The following is a 20,540-nucleotide window of genomic DNA, read 5'->3' on the forward strand; positions in this document are numbered from 1 at the left end:
ACAGATCCCGCTGCACACAACTCCTTCACCGACTTCAACCGGGAGGAGATGACCAGACTCGCCGATGACGTGCGCTCCCTCCAGCGCACCAACCAGGATTTGAGCGCCCGCAACACCAAACTGGCGGAGATGCTCAAATCCTCCCGCGACAAGCTGTCCATGATGTACCAGCAGCTCGAGGACATGGCCCAACCACCCTCGCTGTACGGCACCTTCCTGGAGATGTCCACGGACGGCACCAATGCTGAGATCTTCGCCGGCGGACGACGCATGCGCGTGGCCATGTCACCCATGCTGTGCGCCGGTGACCTCATGCCCGGGGTTCAGGTGCGCCTCGGCGAGGGCAACCAGATCCTCGAGGCCTGCGACTACGAGCAGACCGGTGATCTGGCCACCCTCATGGAGATGATCGGCCGCGACCGCGCCCTGATCTCCGATCGCTCCGGTGAGGAACGCGTGGTCAAACTCGCCGGCCCCTTGATGGATCGCACCCGCAAACTCCCACGCCCTGGCGACACCCTCCTGGTGGATCGCCGCGCCGGGTATGCCTTTGAGAACATCCCTAAAACCGAGATCTCCAAACTCGCCCTCGAAGAGGCACCTGATGTGTCTTACGCCGATATCGGTGGGCTGGATAATCAGATCGAGTTGATCCAGGATGCCGTTGAGCTGCCGTTCCTGCATCCGGAGATGTACCGGGCCTACAACCTGCACCCACCCAAGGGAGTGCTTCTCTATGGGCCGCCCGGATGTGGCAAGACCTTGATCGCCAAGGCCGTGGCCAACTCACTATCCCAGCGGATCGGTGAGGCCGGCACCTCCTATTTCATCAACGTCAAGGGCCCGGAACTGCTCAACAAATACGTCGGTGAGACCGAACGCCAGATCCGCGTCATCTTCGAACGCGCCCGTGAACTGGCCGGTGATGGCCGCCCCGTGATCATCTTCTTCGATGAGATGGAATCCATCTTCCGCACCCGCGGATCCGGCATCAGCTCGGATATGGAAACCACCGTGGTCCCACAGCTGCTCGCTGAACTCGACGGCGTGGAGGACCTGTCCAATGTCATCGTCATCGGTGCCACCAACCGCGAGGAACTCATCGACCCCGCCATCCTGCGCCCGGGACGCCTCGACATCAAGATCCGTGTGCAGCGCCCCAACCGCAGCGGTGCCCGCGATATCTTCGCCCGCTACATCACCGACGCCATCCCGCTGGCCGCCCCCGTGGATGAACTCATCGACACCGCCGTGGCCCACCTGTTCACCCCACGGCCCTACGTGCGCCTCACCCTCATCGACGGCACCGTGGAAACCCTCAACTACCACGACTTCGTCTCCGGCGCGATGATCGCCAACATCGTCGACCGCGCCAAGAAGAGCGCCATCAAGGACCACATCGACGGCCGCACCACCGGCCTGAGCGCCGAGCACCTCATCCACGCCATCGACCAGGAGAACCAGCAGAGCGAGGACCTGCCCAACACCTCCAACCCCGATGAGTGGACCAAGATCATCGGCCGTCAGGGCAAGCGTGTCACTCATGCCGAAGTGGTGCAGTAGCGGGGAGTGTGGGGCGCCCGGCTGCAGAGAGCTTGGCGATGTTTCCCTCTGCGCAGCCATTCAACGAAGCGTAAAGTGGTTTACGAATCGTAAAGTCACAGTCAGGAGCACTGAAATGGGCCAGACGGGCGCACGTTTTTCCCATGCTGCAGCACAGGCACGTGAGCGGAATCCCAGGGGAATATCCACACGGGAAGGGCGGCTCATGATCCTCCAGTTGATCGCCAGTGTGGTGATGATGTCGATCTTCTTCCAGGCACACAACTGGTACTGGGGAGGAATCATCAATTTCGCCAGCGTGGGAGTATTCCTCATCCTCACTATTATGATGTCCACAAGGATGGAACGAGTTCGCGGAGTCCATCCGGCAGGGCATAAGTGGCGCTTTCTGCTGGCAAGCCTTCTTCCGCTTCTGGCCATCATCATCGGTGGGTGGTACTGGACTCTCTATGAGCCGCACAGTGCTTCCTGGCTGCTGACCACCTCAGTTGCCGTACTCAGCTATATTCCACTAATCATGGTGGGTTATTCCCTGATCGTCCGAGGTGACCGGTGAACCTGTCCCAGGCACGGGAAACTCTCGACGACATGATCCATTCTCCTGTGCGTTTCACCCTGGTTGCAGCCCTGAGCTCAGTGGACTCCGCCGACTATCAAACGCTGAGGGAGGAATTAGGCATCAGTTACTCCCTGCTCTCCAAGCACGCAGGCATATTAGAAGAAGTAGGTTATCTGAAGATCACGAAGGGATTTGACGGTCGCACCCAAATGACCAGGATGAGCCTGACCAGACAGGGTAGGGAAGCATTTCAGAAACATTTGAGCGCCCTAGACAGAATTGTGCAAGGCTTGTCCTAAAACTGTATTGAAGCAGAAGGTGAATGTGGACATGGGGCTGACACCGGAACAAATGGAGGAACTCCAGGAACTCAGTGAGGCTGCAACCCGCCTGGATAGAGATATTCAAGAACTCCTGCAGCAACGCCAGGAAATATCAGCCCGGGCTGGAAACCTGACCGCAATCCAGATGCGACAACGTGCAGATGAGATCAAAAAAGCAACACCGCCAAACTCTGGCATGGACCTGGAGTTGTTATCCAGGTGGCTCATCACCAAGGTCCAGCGACTTGAAGATGAAAACCTTGTCGCACTCGAAGGCAAACTCCGCTCTCCCCGCATCATGCCCGGCATGGTCCCTATCATGATCAACGATGACGGTTATTGCACACAACTGGTGATCCATGCTGATGCTGATCGTTTCCAAGCAATGGTGGGTGCCTCGATCGAAGATGAGGGACACCGCTCCCAGCCTGGATATAATGAAGAACTCCATGCCTCCACTGTCATCCTCGCCCTGATGGGTGAACATCCCATCACCCTTGCAGCGCAATGCCAACCAGGTGAGATCAAGTGGATGTTTGGCGCGCCGGGTTACCCTCACCCCGATAATATCGGTGACCTGATTGCCACAGCACGGGAGACGGGTGCCTGGTTGCATCCGCGAATCGGCGAGATCCCGCATTTTTAATGGAGAGAAGTGAACCAAGAAACGGGAAGAGAAGCGGGTATATATGAGACTGACCTCGAAGCAGATGCGGGAACTCCGTGAACTCAATGAACGGGCTGAGTGGTTGGATGCTGAGATGCAGAAGCTTCTCTTGGAACGTCAGCAGGTTTTCCAGCGGATAGAAGACTTGGACATGATACGCCTGGACGGGTTGCAGGCAGAGAGAAGGCTGACAGCACCCACTGCTTCCACGATGGATCTTGAAGTATTGGCTCATTGGCTGAGCATCCAGATGCAACGTTTGGAAGAAGAAAATCTGGGCCACACGAGCAGGGGTACGCCCCGCAATTACCGAGTCATGCCCGGGATGGTTCCCATCATGGTTAATGATGACGGCTATTGCACACAGATGGTGGTTCATTTCGATAGCGGCCAGATCCAGGGGATGGTGGGCTTTTCTTTCGACGACCGTGGTGGTCAGGGTCAACCGGAATATGACGAGAAGGATCATGCCGAATTTCTCGGTTTACTGCTTATGGGCGAGTACCCGGTCACTCTCGCAGAGCAGTGCGAACCAGGTGAAATCAAATGGTTCTTCAGAACTCCGGGATACTCACATCCTGACAACATCGGTGATCTCATCACGACGGCACAGGCATTTGGTGCTTGGCTACACCCGCGGATCAGGGAGATTTCCCATTCCTAGCGGATACTGAGGCAACCACCGTCAATTGCGATAGTTTAATAACGATGTCATTGATCAGTGATCTGCTTGCCGGCCCCAGGGGTAGGGACTTTCTCATGGAGGTGGCCCTTGCCTCGGATGGCCTGGACGGACCATTATTTCAGGCCACCTGGCGGCTTAGTAGCTATATGTGGCGCAACGCGGACAAATTCGGGATCAGCAGGAAGCAGTCTGCGGAAGCTCTATCCAAGAAAGTGGCACCCCTGCTGGAACAGGTGCCCTTGGTGGAGATTACTCCCACACTGCTTTATGACGCTCTGGAAAGCCCTGTCTTCCGGGCGACCTACTGGGTAGCACCTAGTGATGAAAATGTGTTCCTGAGATCAAAGCCTCTTAAGACCGGCCTGCGGCGTATTGCCCGTCATATCGCCAGCTCTGACGTGGTCTCTGATTGGTCTGATTCCTTCCAGATGGATCGTGCACAGGCTTCGGTGAGTTGGATAGCTCCGGGAAAAGAGAAGCCTTCACCTCCAATTGGGGAGGCCTTGGAGAAATGGCGGGAAGAAGCACGTACCGATAAGTTGTGGTGGTCCATGCCTCCGTGGCCGCTGGTCGCCACATCCGGAAAGCTCAAAGATGGCACTCCGGGGGCACTTCGTTTCATTGAGGATGGCTTCGGAAGGACAACCGGCTGGGTGCGGGAGGCCACTGTGTCAGCCGATGCCAAGGTATTCACAATCCATGGACCAGGGGACTGGGCGGAGCTGTGTAGGCGCTTCCCATTGAATGTCACCACCAGCAAGGGTGTGGACTGGCATGATGTCACCGGATATCCCCACAGGTGGGTCATGCCAGACTATGTGGAGGTGGCTCAGCATTATGATGCGGTCCATCTGAGTATGGCGGGCTATTTCGCCACTGTGGAAAGGGGCATCCCCGTAGATGATAAGCAGGCCAGCATGCTGGCACGGTGGAATCCTGGACAGACCTTCTGGTTCACCGAGTCTGTGACACTGGACGAAACACCTGTGCAGTGGCGTGATCGTGGTGATCAGGACTGGTGGCCTCACGTCGATAAGCTTTAAGCGGGAGCCGGGCAGTGTCCCGCTAATCCCACCCCGTGTCCACCTCTGCCGATAAGCTGTCACCCATGGAACGGTTCATCGGTTCAGAGACCGAATACGGCATCGCAACCCCCGGGCATACCCATGTGAGCCCGATCGTCACCTCCACCCACGCGGTGGTGTCCTACGCCAGCGCGCGCGGGTTCGGGGAGCACCGCGTGCGGTGGGATTTCTCGGAGGAGTCCCCCCTGCGCGATAGCCGCGGGTTTGATCTGCGCCGTTACCACCAGGCACCCGTGGTTGATCCGCATGCCATCGGCGTGGCCAATGTGTTCATCACCAACGGCGCACGCTTCTATGTCGATCACGCCCACCCGGAATATTCCTCACCCGAGGTCACCAACGCCTGGGATGCGATGGTCTATGACGTCGCCGGCGACCATATCCTCATGCAGGCCGTCGCGGACACAGCCGCATTTTCCAGCCAGGGAAAATCCGTCCTCGATGGGCTTGATCCCTGCCCACCGTTGAAGATCTACAAGAACAACGTCGATGGCAAGGGCGCCAGCTACGGTGCACACGAGAACTACCGTTACCGCCGGGACATCGACTTCGAGGTCATCGCCCAGGCACTCATCCCGTTCTTTGTCACCCGCCAGGTGATCATCGGTGCCGGCCGTGTCGGCCTCGGCCAGCAGGGTGAGCGCGCCGGGTTCCAGATCAGCCAGCGCGCCGACTACATCGAGCAGGAGATCTCCCTGGAGACCACCCTCAACCGCGGCATCATCAACACCCGCGATGAGCCGCACACCAACGCCGAGGACTGGGGTCGCCTGCATGTCATCATCGGCGATGCCAACATGTCCCAGACCGCCAACCTGCTGAAATTCGGCATGACCTCGCTGGTCCTCGACGCCATCGAGGCCGGCTGCGACTTCACCGACCTGCAGCTGAAGAAACCCGTGCGCGAGGTCTCGGCGATCTCCCACGACCTCACCCTCACCCACCAACTCGAGCTTGCCGACGCCCGCCGCCTCACCGCGCTTGAGATCCTCCGGGCCTACCGCGACCGGGTGGTCACCGCCCTCGGCGATCGTCTCTCCGAGGTGGACATCCGGGTGTTGGCGCTGTGGGAGGAGGTCATGGACCTGCTCGCCGAGGATCCGCTCAAGACCTCCCACCTGCTGGACTGGACCGCCAAGTGGGCACTGATCCAGTCCTTCCTCGGCCGGGGCCTGGCGATTGATGACGCCAAGATCAAGCTCGTGGACCTGCAGTACGCCGACATCGACCCGGCGCGCAGCCTCCACCACGCCCTGGTACGCAAGGGCCGGATGCACCAGTTCGTGGATGCCGAGGACATCGCCCGGGCAGCGGCCACACCACCGGAGGATTCCCGTGCCTTCTTCCGGGGCCGGATGATCGAACGCTTCCCGGAGTCGATCACCGCGGCGAACTGGGAATCGCTGATCATCACCACCGCCACGGGCAGCGAGGTCCGGGTGCTCACCACCGAGCTGGGCGGGCTCACCGGCGCGGAGGTGGGCACCATCCTCGACACAGCCGCAGATGTGGATGAGGTGCTGGAGGCCCTGCGCTCCCGGAACCTGACGGAGCTACGTCAACTGTGACCGACGGAAGTGAGGTACCTAACGTCTGCTCCTTCAGCACAGCAACTAAAGTGAACCTAATAAGCATGTTCCAACCGGGAACAACCCAGATCAGGAGTGTGATGTTGTGAGTGGCAGGCAGACGCAGATCTCCGCCGGTGGCGGACGCGAGGACGACCACGACGATCAGGTCCAGTCGGCCGGGCAGGTCCAGGTCAACACCGAGGGCGTGGATGACCTCCTCGATGAGATCGACGGCCTCCTGGAGAACAACGCCGAGGAGTTCGTGCGTTCCTATGTCCAAAAGGGCGGCGAGTAGTTCCCTTGAGCGCTGAGGTCACGCACACCAGTCAGCACCCCGAGACCGGCGCCCTGACGCGCCGGATCATGGGGGTGGAAACCGAATACGGCATCACCTGCATGGACGGGGAGGTGCGTAGGCTGCGCCCCGATGAGATCGCCAAGTATCTCTTCCGCCCCGTGGTGGATAAATACTCCAGCTCGAATATCTTCATCCCCAATGCCTCACGGCTGTATCTCGATGTCGGTTCCCACCCGGAGTACGCCACGGCTGAATGCGACAACCTCACCCAGCTCATCAACGCCGAGAAGGCCGGGGATGTGATCGTCAACCGCATGGCCGTTGAGGCTGAGGCCGCCCTGGCCAGGGAGGGCATCGGGGGGCAGGTCTACCTGTTCAAGAACAATGTGGACTCCATCGGCAACTCCTACGGCTGCCATGAGAACTACCTGGTGCGCCGTGAGGTGTCCCTCAAGGCACTGGGCCGTCGCCTCATGCCGTTTCTCATCACCCGTCAGCTCATCAGCGGCGCCGGGATGATCCACCACCCGAACCCGATGTCCAAGGGGGAGGGTTTCCCCCTGGGGTACTGCATCTCCCAGCGCTCCGACCATGTCTGGGAGGGGGTCTCCAGTGCCACCACCCGGTCGCGGCCCATCATCAACACCCGCGATGAACCCCACGCCGATTCCCACCGGTACCGCCGCCTGCATGTCATCGTCGGTGATGCGAACATGGCCGAGCCCACCATCGCCCTCAAGGTCGGTTCCACGCTGCTGGTCCTGGAGATGATCGAGGCCGATTTCGGTCTGCCGGATATGGAACTGTCCAATGACATCGAATCCATCCGGGAGATCGCCCGCGATCAGACCGGCAGGATCCCCCTGAAGCTCAAAGATGGCACCACCCGCTCCGCCCTGGAGATCCAGCAGGTCGTGTTCGACCATGCCCGGCGCTGGCTGGATCACCGTGTGGAGTCCCGCGGCACCTCGAATGAGGAGATGGCACGGGTGGTTGACCTGTGGGGCCGGACGCTTAGCGCCATTGAGACCCAGGATTTCTCCCAGGTGGATCAGGAGATCGACTGGGTGATCAAGAAGAAGCTGCTGGACCGCTACCAGACCCGCGGCAACCTCGGGCTCGATGATCCCCGCCTGGCCCAGATCGACCTGACCTACCATGACATCCGTCCCGGCCGTGGCCTGTTCAGTGTCCTGCAGAACCGGGGGATGATCACCCGCTGGACCACCGATGAGGCCATCAACCACGCCGTGGATCATGCTCCTGAGACGACACGCGCGCATCTCCGCGGGCGGATATTAAAAGCTGCCGATAAGCTGGGAGCACCCGTGACGGTCGACTGGATGCGTCACAAGGTCAACCGACCGGATCCGCAGGTGGTGGAGTTATCTGATCCTTTCTCCCCGGTGGATGCGGAGGTTGACGCCCTCATCGCGTATATGGAAGCCCACGCGGAGACCTACCGCACTTAAGATCAGCCCAGGAGGTTGGATGGCCACCAAGAGAGACGACCTTGAACGTCAGATCAACCTCACCTTCGCCTTCCTCAGCGCGGAGTCCTATGACCGGAAATATCTGACCCAGTCGTGGATCCACACCAACCTGGAGGGCTACCGGCACCTGTCCGGTGACGCGTTCCGCAAGGCGTTGCGGCGGGACCTGGCGACCCTGCGCAAGATCGGGGTGCCCATCGAGGACCACACGGTCACCTCGGGACCCGATGAAGGTAAACAATCCTACAGCCTTGATCCAGAGGGATATGAACTCCAGGACATCGAGTTCACCCCGGAGGAGGCCGCCGTTCTGGGCCTGGCCGGGGAGATGGGGCAGGAGCTCGAACTCGGTGCTTTTGCCCGCTCCGGGTGGACGAAGATCGCCGCCAGCGGTGCCAACCGGGATCTGGGGGCCGCCGGCATGGCGGTGTCCACCGCAGGTGATCTGAGGTGGTTGTCCGCCGGTGATTTCGATGCCATCCTGCACGCCCGGCGGCTCGGGCGCCGTGTCCGTTTTGCCTACACCCGCAACCGCACCGAGACACCGGAAATCCGCACCATGGACCTCTGGGGCCTGGTGCCCGAACGTGACCGCATCTATCTGGTCGGCCACGACATCGACCGAGATCAGGTCCGCTGCTTCCGCGTGACCCGCGTAGACCAGGTGGAGGTGCTCGGCGAACAGGCTGAGAATCCGCCACCCGCCGCGGACCTCCAGGAGGTCGTGCGCGCCAACCTGCGTCGCGGCAGTGAGCTTGTCGACGCCCACCTCATCGTCGAGAAGGGTCGTGCCGTGGCCCTCACCTCGGAGGGTACCTCGCTCGGTGACAACAGGTGGCTGCTCCAGGATGTCGACCGTAACTGGCTGGTGCGCACCGCCGCCGCCCACGCCCCGGAGGCCGTCGTCACGCAACCCCGGGATGTCATCGACGAGGTTGTCGCACTGCTGACCACCGCGCACGAGAGGATGATCTAGCGTCATGGCCCGTCCCGCACGAAGAATCGATGAGCTGACCCGCCAGCTGAATCTGCTGCCGTATTTCCAGCGCCATCCCGACCGCACCGTCATGGAGGCCGCCCGTGACTTCGGCCTGCAGCCCGCGGAGATCATGGAGGACCTCAACCGCCTGTGGATGTGTGGCCTGCCCGGTCTGCTGCCCGGTGATCTGGTGGAACTCGAGCACAGTTACACCTCGGTGAAGATCCACAACGCCCAGGGGATGGACAAGCCCCTGCGTTTGACACCCACGGAGGCCGGTGTCCTGCTCCTCACCCTGGAATCCCTGGAGAACCTCCCGGGGCTCACCGATCAGGAGGCGGTGGTCTCTGCGGCGGAGAAACTGCGCCGGATCATGGGGGACTACACCACCGCTGTCTATGATTCCGTCGCTGATGGTGAGGACGACGGGGACAATGCCACCCTGTCGGTCCTTCGCGATGCCATGCAGCAGAATAAGCAGGTGTGTTTCACCTACCACTCCCACAGCTCCGATACCACGAAGCTCCGTCAGGTCAGCCCGGCGCGGATCTTCACCCATGAGGGCGAGGCGTATGTGCGTGCCTGGGAGGAGGAGTCCGGGGACCACCGGAACTTCCGTATCGACCGGATCCGGGAGATCACCATCACCGCCGAGACCTCCGAGCCGCATCTGGCCCGCCTGCGTTTTTCCGCCGATGATCCCTTCGATGCCGGTGAGAACACCGACCGGGTTTCATTCCTCCTGCGGGAGGACGCCACCTGGTTGGCCGACTACATGTCCATGGACCTATCCGATGAGTCGGAGTACGTCACTGATGCTGACGGCATTGTCTGGGTGCCGGCATCGCGACCGCTCTACTCGCGGGACTGGTTCATCAGGTTTAGTATCAGTCAGGCAGACCGGATGCAGGTAACCGGACCGACAACTCTGGTTGAATCCATCGAAGCGAAGATATCCGTAGGTTTGTCTGCATACAATCATCAACTAAAGTAAGAAACAGCTCGTCTACCTTGGGTAGATCTATCCACAAGTGTCACCGGCTGCCTCTAGCTCTCACCGGCAACGTGGTGTCAGGATTGCTTGTACAACGTGAATTTGGAGTAACACACCAATGCCTAGTCTCGGTCCTTGGGAAATCGCCATCATCGTCCTGCTGATCATCGTTTTGTTCGGCGCGAAGAAGCTTCCGGATGCGGCCCGTTCCATCGGTCGCTCCATGCGCATCTTCAAGTCCGAGGTCAAGGAGATGCAGAAGGATGATGAGACCCCGGTAGAGCCCCAGCAGCCACAGGGTTACCAGCCCCCACAGCCGCAGCAGATCGAGGCTCCCCAGAATCTGCAGCAGCCCAACTTCCAGCAGCATTATCAGAACCAGCCTCAGCAGGCTCCGAACCCACAGCAGCCGGATTACCGCCAGAACTACGAGGATCCCAACCGCACCGCGTAACACCATGTTTGTCAGGCGCACCGTAACGAGCAGTCATACCAAGTTGCGGTGCGTTGTCGGTTGATCACACGGTCCACACCCACGCTGGTGTGGACCACCGTTTCGGATGAGGGTGGCATAAAGTGTCTGATTCACAGAGGGCCGGGGTTAGTAAGCCCCGGAAGAAGCTGCTGCGGCGTGGGAAGAAAACCTCCGTCACAGGGGATATGTCGGTGGTGGAGCACATCCAGGAGTTCCGTCGGCGCTTGCTGATCTCCCTGGCCGGCATCCTCGTCGGCACCATCCTCGCTTTCATCTGGTATCAGACCTCCCTGTGGGGAACCCCCAGCCTGGGTCAGATCCTGCGCGAGCCCTACTGTTCGCTGCCACCGGATGCACGCGCATCCTTCTCGGCCTCCGAGACTGATGACTGTCGCCTGCTGGCCACCGGCCCCTTTGATCCCTTCATGCTGCGTTTGAAGGTCTCCGGTCTGGTCGGTCTGGTGCTGGCCTCCCCGGTGTGGCTGTCCCAGGTCTGGGGTTTCATCACCCCGGGGCTGATGAAGAACGAGCGTCGGTGGACCTTCGTCTTCGTCTCCATCGCCGTGCTGCTGTTCGTTGCGGGTGCGGTCCTGGCCTACTTCGTGGTCGCCTTCGGTCTGGATTTCCTGCTCACCATCGGTGATGAGGCCAGCATGGCGGCCCTGACCGGTGAACGCTACTTCAACTTCCTGCTCTCCCTGCTGCTGATCTTCGGCGTCAGCTTCGAGGTGCCCCTGATCATCATCATGCTCAATGTGGTCGGCATCCTGCAGTATGAGGCCATCAAGGACAAGCGTCGCATGATCATCATGATCCTGTTCCTCTTTGCAGCCTTCATGACACCCGGCCAGGACCCCTTCTCCATGCTGGTGCTCGCCATGTCACTGACGCTCCTGGTGGAGATCGCCATCCAGTTCTGCCGCATCAACGACAAGCGTCGCGACCGCCAGCGCCCCGAGTGGCTGGACGCCGATGATCTCTCGGCCTCCCCGCTGGATGATGCTCCCGGTGGTGCCGGGGCACCCCAGCCGGTGGAACCACCGGCCCCGGTCGATGCTGACCGGGGTGACAACCGGACGTCGACACGCTTCACCCACGGCGGATCGGCCTTCGACGACGTGCTCTGAGAGGCGGTTAGGTAGCCTGGTGACATGAGTTTCACTCCCGAACCGGGTACCCATCTATCAGAATTCGTCGCCGACCTCGGCTTTGACCTGGATGATTTCCAGATCCAGGGTTGTCAGGCGGTGGAAGGTGACCACGGCGTGCTGGTGTGTGCACCCACCGGTGCCGGCAAGACCATCGTCGGTGAATTCGCCGTCTCTCTCGCGCTGTCGCGGGGGACCAAGTGTTTCTACACCACCCCGATCAAGGCGCTGAGCAACCAGAAATACCACGACCTGGTGGCCAAACACGGCGCCGATGCCGTGGGGCTGCTCACCGGTGATGTCTCCATCAACCACGACGCTGAGATCGTGGTGATGACCACCGAGGTGCTGCGCAACATGATCTACGGGCAGTCCTTCGCCCTGGAACGCCTCAGCCATGTGGTTATGGATGAGATCCACTTTCTCGCTGACGCCTCCCGTGGCGCGGTGTGGGAGGAGGTCATCCTCAACCTCGACGAGTCCGTCAAGATCATCGGCCTGTCCGCCACCGTGTCCAACTCCGAGGAATTCGGCGAATGGCTGACCACGGTGCGGGGTGACACCCAGGTGATCGTCACCGAGCACCGACCCGTACCCCTGGATCAGTACATGATGGTCCAGCGCAAGGTGCTGCCCCTGTTCGAACCCGGCACCGACGGTCGCCTGAACAAGCAGCTGGAGGCTACCATCGACCGGCTCAACTCACAGGCCAGCGAACCGGGGCGCTCCGAGTACCGCTCCGGCGAGGGCTTCCGGACTCGCGCCAAGGGGGGACGCGATCGCGGTCGTGATGATGGCAAGGAGAACCGGGACACCCGCCGTTCCGGCCAGGTGCGTGAACAGGACCGCAACCGCCCCCTCGGCAGGCCCGAGGTGCTGCGGATCCTGCAGGGGATGAACATGCTGCCCGCCATCACCTTCATCTTCTCCCGCGCCGGGTGCGACGGTGCGCTGTACCAGTGCCTGCGCTCCAAGCTGATCCTCACCGATCAGGAGGAGTCGGAGGAGATCGCCCGCATCATCGACGCCGGTGTGGTGGGTATCCCGGAGGAGGATCTGCAGGTCCTCAACTTCAAACAGTGGCGTTCGGCGCTCATGCGTGGGTTCGCCGCCCACCACGCGGGTATGCTGCCGGCGTTCCGCCACATTGTGGAGGAGTTATTCGTCAAGGGGCTGGTGCGGGCGGTGTTCGCCACCGAGACCCTGGCCCTGGGCATCAACATGCCGGCGCGCACTGTGGTGCTGGAGAAACTGGTCAAATTCGACGGTGAGGGTCATGTGGACCTCACCCCGGGCCAGTACACCCAGCTGACGGGACGTGCGGGACGACGGGGCATCGACATCCTCGGTAACGCGGTGGTGCAGTGGTCACCGGCGATGGATCCCCGTTTTGTGGCGGGTCTGGCCTCCACGCGCACCTACCCGCTGATCTCCACCTTCCAGCCCGGGTACAACATGTCGGTGAACCTGCTGAAAACCATCGGCTATGAGCAGTCGCTGCGTCTGCTGGAGAAATCCTTCGCCCAGTTCCAGGCCGACGGCTCGGTGGTCGGTGATGTCCGGGAGATCGAACGCGCGGAACGCAAGGTCGAGGAACTGCGTACTCAGCTTGACCGTGAGATCACCGCAACCAACCCGGCGGTGTCCCCGGATAAGACCGCCGTGGAGTCCTTCCTGGAGTACATGGAGCTACGACGTGAACTCAACGAGGAGGAGAAGACCCACCGCCGTGACAGTATGGAGCAGCGCCACGCGGAGGTGACCACCGTGTTGTCCAAGCTGCAGGTCGGCGAGGTCATCGCCATGCCGGGCCGTAAACGCCCGGTGCTCGCGGTGGTGATGACACCGGCCAACCAGGCCCGTGATCCCCGCCCGTGGGTGACCACGGAGTCCGGCTGGTCCGGGCGCATCGACGCGGATTCCTTCAACAACGCCCCCATCGTGGTCGGCAACATGCGCCTGCCCCGCGGTGCCGCCCAGTCACCACGCCGGTTCGCCCGCCAGGTGCAGGAACTGTTCCGGCGCGGCAACTTCAAGCGACCGAACAAGATGCGTGACACCGCCCGGGTGCGTCCCAATGAGCGGATCCATGAGCTGCGCAGCGTCATCCGCGATCACGAGGCCCACCACTGGCCGGATCGTGAACAGCTGGCGCGCACCGCCGAGCGGATGCTGCGCAAACAGCGGGACCTGAACAAACTGACCGGAACGGTGGACCGGGCACGGGAAACCCTGGGCCGAACCTTCGAACGCATCCTCTCCCTGCTCAGTGAGATGGACTATGTCGACTACGCCGATCCGGACAACCCGGTGATCACCGAGGAGGGCGAGCGCCTGGCCAAGATCCACAATGAATCGGATCTCCTGGTTGCCCAGTGCCTCAAGCGGGGTATCTGGGATGAGCTGGACCCGGCGGAGCTGGCCGGTGTGGTGAGCATGTGCACCTTCGAGAACCGCCGGGAAACCGGTGGCTCCCCGGAGGCGGTCACCGAGGGGATGGCCGAGGCCATGAACAACACCGAACGCATCTGGTCGGAGCTTGTCGACGACGAACGCCGCCACCGCCTGCCCCTCACCCGCCAGCCGGAGGCCGGGTTCGCCATGGCCATCCACCAGTGGGCCGCCGGCGCACCCCTCGGGTACTGCATGGCCGCGGCTGCGGAAAACGGTGCGGAGCTCACCCCGGGTGATTTCGTACGCTGGTGCCGCCAGGTCATTGATCTGCTGGAGCAGGTGGCCAAGACCTCCTACAGCGATGAGATGGCACGCACCGCCCGCCAGGGTATCGACGCTATCCGCCGTGGCGTGGTGGCGATTGGTAGCTAGCGCACCATCATGACCGATGAAACCCCTGGTCCGGCATGTCTGCCCTGCTGGACCAGGGGTTTATGGTTGCAGTGAGATCAAGCGGACGCTAATTTCTGATTGACCCAGGTGTTTAAGGACACTCCCTCAGCCTCTGCTTCCATTACCAGTCGACGGTGTAGGGAATGGGAGGTGCGTACATTGAACTTTCCGGAATAGGAACGCTCTCCCAGTGGGGTGGGGATTTTCTCCCCAGACTCGGCCATATCCTCCAGAACCTCGGCTACCAGGTTCAGCAATCCCTGTTCTGCCTGTGCACGGTCGGGGTCCAGCCAGGATAGGGAGGGAAATTCAAGCACAGTGGCGATGTACTCGCCGTCTTCCTCTGACCAGGAGATTTGATAGGTGTATTTTTTGGGGTTCATGGAGCGCTCCCTTCATGATTGTTGGTGATTTTTTCGACGGCCTGAAGAACCTGATTGACCTGGTAAACCTTCGCTTTGCCTCGGTCGTTTTGAATATTGACACGGGGGTCACCTAGCCAGGGTGTTTTATAGGTTCGATGAGATGATCCTGACGATCGTCGCCTTTCGAAAAAGTAGTCGCAGACTTTCTCTAAATCAGTGAAACGAACATTGGTTGGAGATTCCTGCATCTTTTGAAGAAGCTCAGCGATTCTTTTCTCCACACCCTTATGGTACTGCCCGTGGTACTAGAGTCAAGGGGGTGCTAAGTGCTCATCGAGGAGAAGGTGGCGATATCTAGTTACCAGTCTTCAGGTCGGGGAACTTCTGCTCGATGACCTCCAGGGTGCGCTTTGCACTGTCCTGACGCAGTTTGGCCATGCGTCGCCGACGTTCGGCCTCCCAGGCCCGGTCACGTTCGGGGACAGGTTGTCCGTCTCTATGGTGGGTGGTCATTGTTTTGTTGCCTCCTCATTCCTGGTTGGCATCCCCGAATTGCTCCATGGCCCGCCGGATGGCAGGCAGGTGGGGAGCCAGGGCCGCCACGGTGGCCACCCGGGTATTAAATCCCAGGGGGTCGGTGATCATGGATTGCAGCCCATAGACCAGGCCATCCGAGAGAACGGGCCCGCCGGAATCGCCACGAATCGCAGGCTCAGGATGGTTGAACACCATCACGCCGTGTCGCACCCGGGTGAACGGGTTGCGGGAGAGCGCGAAGGGAACCCTCGCCAGCACCCGGCCGGGGAGCTCCTTCGGTACCAACGCATTCGACCGACCCCCGAAACCGTAGGTCACCGTGCGCTGACCAAACCGGATCGGTGTGGGTGAGAGCATCGGCAGTTGACGGGTCGGCGCCGGGGTCTCAAGGCGCAGCACGCCAATGTCGGTGCCGAAGATGGACACATGCTCCCGCGCCGTGCCGGACAGGCGCACCCCACGCACCCGGATCGGGGAAGAACCCCCTGACCCTCGCAGGAAATGCGCCGCGGTGAGCACGAACTCCGCACGGTCGGACAGGTGGGGCGGCAAGTCGCGCGCGCCGGGGTCGAGGTGGGCGGAGAGGGAAGCGTCGACAAGCGCTTTCGAGACCAGAAACCCGGACGCATAACGTCCCGGCGCACTCAGGCGGACAGTGTGGTTGGATCGCACACCTGTCCAGGCTACTAGGCTTGGATGCCATGAGTGATCCCTCCATCAATATTTTCCCCACTGAGGTCTACGCCGAACGCCTGGAACGCGCGCAGGCCGGTGCCGCCAGCGCAGGTCTCAACGGCCTGATCATCGGCACCGGCGCGGAGCTGGCGTATCTGACCGGTTCGTGGCTTACCACCCATGAGCGCCTCACTGCACTGGTGATCCCGGTGCTGGGAACCCCGACCATCATCCTGCCCGCCGTGGACCGCGGCGATCTCGCCCTGTCCGCCATTCCGGACCTCGACATCACCGTCCGCGGCTGGGTGGACGGGGAGAACGCCCACCAGCTCGCCATCGACGCCCTGGATCCCCTCGGCATGGAGATGATGGGGGTGGGGATCGGGTCGTCGATCACCGCCGATCATCTCCTGCCGTTCCAGGAGCTGTTGCCGGTGGGTATCCGCTATGAACTGGCCGTGCAGGTGCTCAAGGAACTGTTCGTTTCCAAGGATGACGCCGAGATCACCCAGCTGCGCGACGCCGGTGCCGCCATCGACCGGGTGCACGCGAAGGTGCCGTCCCTGCTTGTCGACGGGCGCACCGAACGCGATGTGGCCACCGACCTGGAGGAACTCATCCTCGCCGAACACACGGCCGTGGACTTCATCATCGTCGGCTCCGGGCCCAACGGCGCCAACCCCCACCACAGTTTCTCCGACCGCGTGCTGGCCACCGGCGACGTCGTGGTCGTCGACATCGGCGGCACCTTCGGCGTCGGCTACCACTCGGACTGCACCCGCACCTACGTGGTCGGCGGGCCGGACACCCAGCGGGACCCGGAGTTCACGAAGCTTTACGACGCCCTCCACGCCGCGCAACTCGCCGCCGTCGCCCAGGCACGCCCCGGCGTGACCGCCTCCTCGGTGGATCAGGCCGCCCGTATGGCAATCGAGGCCGTCGGCTACGGGGAGCACTTCATCCACCGCACCGGACACGGCATCGGACTGTCCACCCACGAGGAACCCTTCATCATGGCCGGCAATGACCTCATCCTGGAACCCGGCATGGCGTTTTCCATCGAACCGGGCATCTACATCGAGGGTGTTCACGGTGCCCGTATCGAGGACATCGTGGTCATCACCGCCGATGGCTGCGAGACCCTCAACAATCAGCCGAAGGACCTGCAGTGAGCATCCTCATCCTCGGTGGCACCAGTGACATCGGCGGGGAGATCGCCCGTCGCCTGGCACCCGGTGACCAGGTGGTGCTGGCGGCGCGCCGGGTGGAGGCACTGGGGGAGCTCACCGCGGAGCTTGAGGCGCTGGGCGCTGTCGCTGTGCACCCGGTGCAGTTCGAGGCCACAGATCTGGGTTCCCACCGCGCGGTGGTGCGTCAGGCGCGCGACCTGGCCGGCCCGATCACGTGTGCGGTGGTGGCCTTCGGGATCCTGGGCGAGCAGGCCCGGGCGGAAACCGACGAGGCCCATGCCGTGGAGATCGCCACCCTCGACTACACCGCGCAGGTGTCCATGCTGACGGTGCTTGCCGACGAGCTCCGCACCCAGGATGTCAGGTCGACGATCGTGGCGTTCTCCTCCATCGCCGGGTGGCGTGCGAGGCGGGCCAATTATGTCTACGGCTCCACCAAGGCGGGACTGGATGCGTTCTGTCAGGGGCTCAGTGACGCCCTGCACGGTTCAGCGGTGTCATTGATCACCGCCCGGCCCGGTTTTGTCATCGGCTCCATGACCACCGGCATGTCACCTGCACCGATGTCGGTGTACCCGGGGGATGTCGCCGATGCGGTGGTGGACCGGATCACTGCAGGCAGGGGCAGCGCCACACTGTGGATCCCGGGTCGTCTGCGACTGCTGGCCTGGGTCATGCGCATGGTTCCACGCCCCATCTGGCGCCGGATGCCACGCTAACCCCACCGTCATCACTGGTCACCGGCCACCGGTAGAATCAGATGTCATGAGCGAACCGATCACCGTCCATACCTCCGGCGCAGCCGCACGGAAGGAATCCCTGGCATCCCCCCGGTTCGCAGTGGTCGATGGTGATCCCCAGGCGGATGTGGCCACCAGCACCAACCCGCGTGGACCCCGGGAGTCCATCACCGTGGTCGGTATCGGCGAGGATGGTTTCGACGAACTGGGGCACAAGGCCCAGACCGCCCTGCTGCGCGCCGATGTGGTCATCGGTTCCTGGCGCCAGCTCAACCACCTGCCCGACACCGTCCGGGGCGAGCGTCGCCCCTGGCCGGAACCACGCATCCCCGCCCTGGAGGGATTGTTCAAGAGCCTCACGGGCCTGCACGTGGTGGTGCTGTCCGCCGGTGATCCCATGTTCCACGGCATCGGCTCCACCCTCACCGAGGTGCTGGGACCCGACCGCATCACCGTGATACCGGCGCCATCCTCGGTCTCGCTGGCGTGTGCCCGCCTGGGCTGGCCCCTGGAACGCACCCCGGTCGCCTCACTGACCAACCGGTCCCTGGAGACCCTCATCCCGCTCATTGATTCTGGTGTGAGATTCCTGGTCATGGGCCGCGATGAGTTCAGTGCCACGGATATCGCCGGACTGCTGTGCGAGATGGGGTATGACCACCATGACCTCACCGTGCTCAGCGACCTCGGCAGCCCGGATGAGGAGATCACCGCCGGCACCGCCGCGCAGCCCCCACGGCCGGTCTCCACCCTCAACGTGATCGCGGTATCCCCACCCATCGGTGGACAGACACACCGCCGTTCCCTGCTCCCGGGCCTGGGGGAGGAGTCCTATGAACACGACGGCCAGCTGCTGGATGCCGATATCCGGGCACTGACCGTCTCCGCCCTGCGCCCGGTTCCGGGCCAGCTGCTGTGGGATATCAGCGGCGGCACGGGTTCCGTGGCCATCGAATGGCTGCGCGCCGTCGGCCTGGCCAGTGGCGGATTCACCCGCACCCGCGCCCATGCCATCTGTTTCTGCCCGGACCCGGACAGCTCCGCGCGCATCAAACGCAATGCCACCCGCCTGGGTGTGCCGTGGCTCGAGGTGATGGGGGCAGCCCCCAGGGCACTCAAGGGCGCCCGGTATGCCAGTGGTCCCAACGCCGTGGCCCCGGATGCCATCTATGTCGGTGGCGGACTGGGTGATGAGCTGGTGGTCATCACCGCCTGGTCCATGCTGCGCCCCGGGGGACACATGGTGATCAATGCCCGCACCGAGGAGGAGGCCGCAGAGTTGAGCACCTACCAGCAGCGCTACGGTGGCACCCTGCGCCGGGTGGGGATCTCCATCGACGGCACGGAGACCGAGGACATCACCCAGTGGCGCGCCATCAAACCCCTGGTGCCCACCGGCGTTTAAACCGACACATCTGGGCCCGGGTGGGAAAGATGTGTCGGAAAATTCACACTATCCCGCGCAGATACCGCGATTTTTTCGACACACACGCCGGTATCCACCGGCCCTGTGTCGAAAAAGTCCTAGTCGGCCAACCAGGGGGAGTTGGCATCGAAGATCAACCCCATGGGGGCCAGCACCTTCACCACCTGATCCGCCACCGCATCCGAGAGCCCATGGATCACCATGGACCGCCACGGGGTGATCCGGATATCAGTCTCAATCGCGGCGAGGAACCGCGCCAGCTGCGCGTCCATGCACCCCTCCCGCAGACCAGCACCGAGGATCACCACATCCCCGTCCTGCATCCACCCGATCGGGGCCTGCCGACCATCCACCGTCGGAAGCACCACCTCAGACCTGTCTGCAACCAGATCCGCCACTTCCTGACCCGCAACAGCGGCAGTCACCACCTCCACCACAGAGTCCGCGGACACAATCAGCCCCGTCGGGTCACCGCCGACCACCAGATGGAACCGCTCACCATCACCGTGGGCGACCAGACCCACATCTGGGCCCTTCGCCAGGATCGCACCGTCACCGGCATCGATCCCCACCACCGGGCCGCTGGCGGGAAGGTGGGGGACGAGGGCGTCGACAAGCGTCATCAGCGCCGGCGACAGGGGAGAGCACATGATCGACGGCGCGACCCCCAGCCCCAGACCGGCAAGCGTTGATGCGACCGCCTCCTCATCCCGCACCCCACGGATCTGCAGGTTACCCCGCGAGGTCAGATGCAGCTGCCCATCCCCGAACCCCTCACTTAACGCAGCCAACCCCTCCCACTGCGCGGCACGCACCCGCCCACCCGGAACCCGGATACGGGCGGTCAAACCATCAACGGTCTGGACAAAGGTAGAAAACTCATCATGGGAATGCATGCGCAACATGATAACCGCCTGTGC

General features: G+C 62.2%; 22 protein-coding genes. 17 read left to right on the plus strand and 5 right to left on the minus strand.

Translation table 11 applies throughout. The features are described 5' to 3' along the window. The first annotated feature begins 48 nt into the window (after positions 1–48). From arc to H9627_RS08995, 14 genes are all read left to right on the plus strand, one after another. Positions 49–1,563, plus strand: a complete 1,515-nt coding sequence (gene arc / locus H9627_RS08930) for a proteasome ATPase (RefSeq protein ID WP_404826204.1) — start codon at positions 49–51, stop codon at positions 1,561–1,563. 205 nt (positions 1,564–1,768) lie between these two features. Next, entirely contained in the window at positions 1,769–2,119 is a 351-nt protein-coding gene (locus H9627_RS08935) for a hypothetical protein (protein ID WP_191733656.1), read from the plus strand. Positions 2,120–2,151: 32 nt separating this feature from the next. Continuing rightward, a complete protein-coding gene (locus H9627_RS08940; RefSeq protein ID WP_225213661.1) occupies positions 2,152–2,421 on the plus strand; it encodes a winged helix-turn-helix domain-containing protein in 270 nt (89 codons plus the stop codon). Positions 2,422–2,428: 7 nt separating this feature from the next. Beyond that, positions 2,429–3,091 (plus strand): hypothetical protein, encoded by a 663-nt coding sequence (locus tag H9627_RS08945; protein ID WP_191733658.1) that lies wholly within the window; start codon positions 2,429–2,431, stop codon positions 3,089–3,091. A 43-nt stretch (positions 3,092–3,134) separates the two neighbouring features. Further along, complete coding sequence (locus tag H9627_RS08950) at positions 3,135–3,776, plus strand: hypothetical protein (protein WP_191733660.1); 642 nt, start codon at positions 3,135–3,137, stop codon at positions 3,774–3,776. Positions 3,777–3,820: 44 nt separating this feature from the next. After that, the gene (locus tag H9627_RS08955; protein ID WP_191733661.1) at positions 3,821–4,840 is read left to right on the plus strand and encodes a hypothetical protein; all 1,020 of its coding nucleotides are present in this window, start codon (positions 3,821–3,823) and stop codon (positions 4,838–4,840) included. 65 nt (positions 4,841–4,905) lie between these two features. Then, positions 4,906–6,450, plus strand: a complete 1,545-nt coding sequence (gene dop / locus H9627_RS08960; RefSeq protein WP_191733662.1) for a depupylase/deamidase Dop — start codon at positions 4,906–4,908, stop codon at positions 6,448–6,450. A 106-nt stretch (positions 6,451–6,556) separates the two neighbouring features. Next, positions 6,557–6,748, plus strand: a complete 192-nt coding sequence (locus H9627_RS08965) for a ubiquitin-like protein Pup (RefSeq protein ID WP_191733663.1) — start codon at positions 6,557–6,559, stop codon at positions 6,746–6,748. 5 nt (positions 6,749–6,753) lie between these two features. Continuing rightward, a complete protein-coding gene (pafA, locus tag H9627_RS08970) occupies positions 6,754–8,223 on the plus strand; it encodes a Pup--protein ligase (RefSeq protein WP_191733664.1) in 1,470 nt (489 codons plus the stop codon). Positions 8,224–8,242: 19 nt separating this feature from the next. Next, positions 8,243–9,220, plus strand: a complete 978-nt coding sequence (locus H9627_RS08975) for a helix-turn-helix transcriptional regulator (protein ID WP_191733665.1) — start codon at positions 8,243–8,245, stop codon at positions 9,218–9,220. A 4-nt stretch (positions 9,221–9,224) separates the two neighbouring features. Beyond that, positions 9,225–10,217 carry a WYL domain-containing transcriptional regulator gene (locus H9627_RS08980; RefSeq protein WP_191733666.1) on the plus strand — a complete coding sequence of 331 codons (993 nt, stop codon included), beginning with the start codon at positions 9,225–9,227 and terminating at the stop codon, positions 10,215–10,217. A 118-nt stretch (positions 10,218–10,335) separates the two neighbouring features. Then, positions 10,336–10,671, plus strand: a complete 336-nt coding sequence (gene tatA / locus H9627_RS08985) for a Sec-independent protein translocase subunit TatA (protein ID WP_191733668.1) — start codon at positions 10,336–10,338, stop codon at positions 10,669–10,671. A 206-nt stretch (positions 10,672–10,877) separates the two neighbouring features. Then, positions 10,878–11,819, plus strand: coding sequence for a twin-arginine translocase subunit TatC (gene tatC, locus H9627_RS08990; protein ID WP_191733726.1), 942 nt, complete (start codon positions 10,878–10,880; stop codon positions 11,817–11,819). A gap of 24 nt (positions 11,820–11,843) precedes the next feature. Then, the gene (locus H9627_RS08995; RefSeq protein ID WP_191733669.1) at positions 11,844–14,666 is read left to right on the plus strand and encodes a DEAD/DEAH box helicase; all 2,823 of its coding nucleotides are present in this window, start codon (positions 11,844–11,846) and stop codon (positions 14,664–14,666) included. 77 nt (positions 14,667–14,743) lie between these two features. On the opposite strand, the gene H9627_RS09000 is transcribed toward H9627_RS08995, so the two are convergent. The 4 genes from H9627_RS09000 to H9627_RS09015 form a co-directional block, all read right to left on the minus strand. Then, positions 14,744–15,070 (minus strand): type II toxin-antitoxin system HicB family antitoxin, encoded by a 327-nt coding sequence (locus H9627_RS09000; RefSeq protein WP_191733671.1) that lies wholly within the window; start codon positions 15,068–15,070, stop codon positions 14,744–14,746. Beyond that, a complete protein-coding gene (locus tag H9627_RS09005; RefSeq protein WP_318247772.1) occupies positions 15,067–15,333 on the minus strand; it encodes a toxin HicA in 267 nt (88 codons plus the stop codon). The genes H9627_RS09000 and H9627_RS09005 overlap by 4 nt, the downstream gene beginning before the upstream one ends. 73 nt (positions 15,334–15,406) lie before the next feature. Next, the gene (locus tag H9627_RS09010) at positions 15,407–15,565 is read right to left on the minus strand and encodes a hypothetical protein (protein WP_191733672.1); all 159 of its coding nucleotides are present in this window, start codon (positions 15,563–15,565) and stop codon (positions 15,407–15,409) included. Between the two features lie 15 nt (positions 15,566–15,580). Continuing rightward, positions 15,581–16,261 (minus strand): S1 family peptidase, encoded by a 681-nt coding sequence (locus H9627_RS09015; RefSeq protein WP_191733674.1) that lies wholly within the window; start codon positions 16,259–16,261, stop codon positions 15,581–15,583. A gap of 29 nt (positions 16,262–16,290) precedes the next feature. Here H9627_RS09015 and H9627_RS09020 point away from each other — a divergent pair, with 29 nt between their 5' ends. Genes H9627_RS09020 through cbiE form a run of 3 tightly spaced genes read left to right on the plus strand, consistent with a single transcriptional unit; the run spans position 16,291 to position 19,599 of the window. Beyond that, complete coding sequence (locus tag H9627_RS09020) at positions 16,291–17,436, plus strand: M24 family metallopeptidase (RefSeq protein WP_191733676.1); 1,146 nt, start codon at positions 16,291–16,293, stop codon at positions 17,434–17,436. Next, positions 17,433–18,173, plus strand: a complete 741-nt coding sequence (locus tag H9627_RS09025; protein ID WP_191733677.1) for an SDR family oxidoreductase — start codon at positions 17,433–17,435, stop codon at positions 18,171–18,173. The genes H9627_RS09020 and H9627_RS09025 overlap by 4 nt, the downstream gene beginning before the upstream one ends. Positions 18,174–18,219: 46 nt before the next feature. Continuing rightward, a complete protein-coding gene (gene cbiE, locus H9627_RS09030) occupies positions 18,220–19,599 on the plus strand; it encodes a precorrin-6y C5,15-methyltransferase (decarboxylating) subunit CbiE (protein WP_191733679.1) in 1,380 nt (459 codons plus the stop codon). A 119-nt stretch (positions 19,600–19,718) separates the two neighbouring features. On the opposite strand, the gene H9627_RS09035 is transcribed toward cbiE, so the two are convergent. Further along, positions 19,719–20,516 carry a hypothetical protein gene (locus H9627_RS09035; RefSeq protein WP_225213662.1) on the minus strand — a complete coding sequence of 266 codons (798 nt, stop codon included), beginning with the start codon at positions 20,514–20,516 and terminating at the stop codon, positions 19,719–19,721. Positions 20,517–20,540: the final 24 nt, after the last annotated feature.

Source organism: Corynebacterium gallinarum, assembly GCF_014837045.1.
GTDB lineage: Bacteria > Actinomycetota > Actinomycetes > Mycobacteriales > Mycobacteriaceae > Corynebacterium > Corynebacterium gallinarum.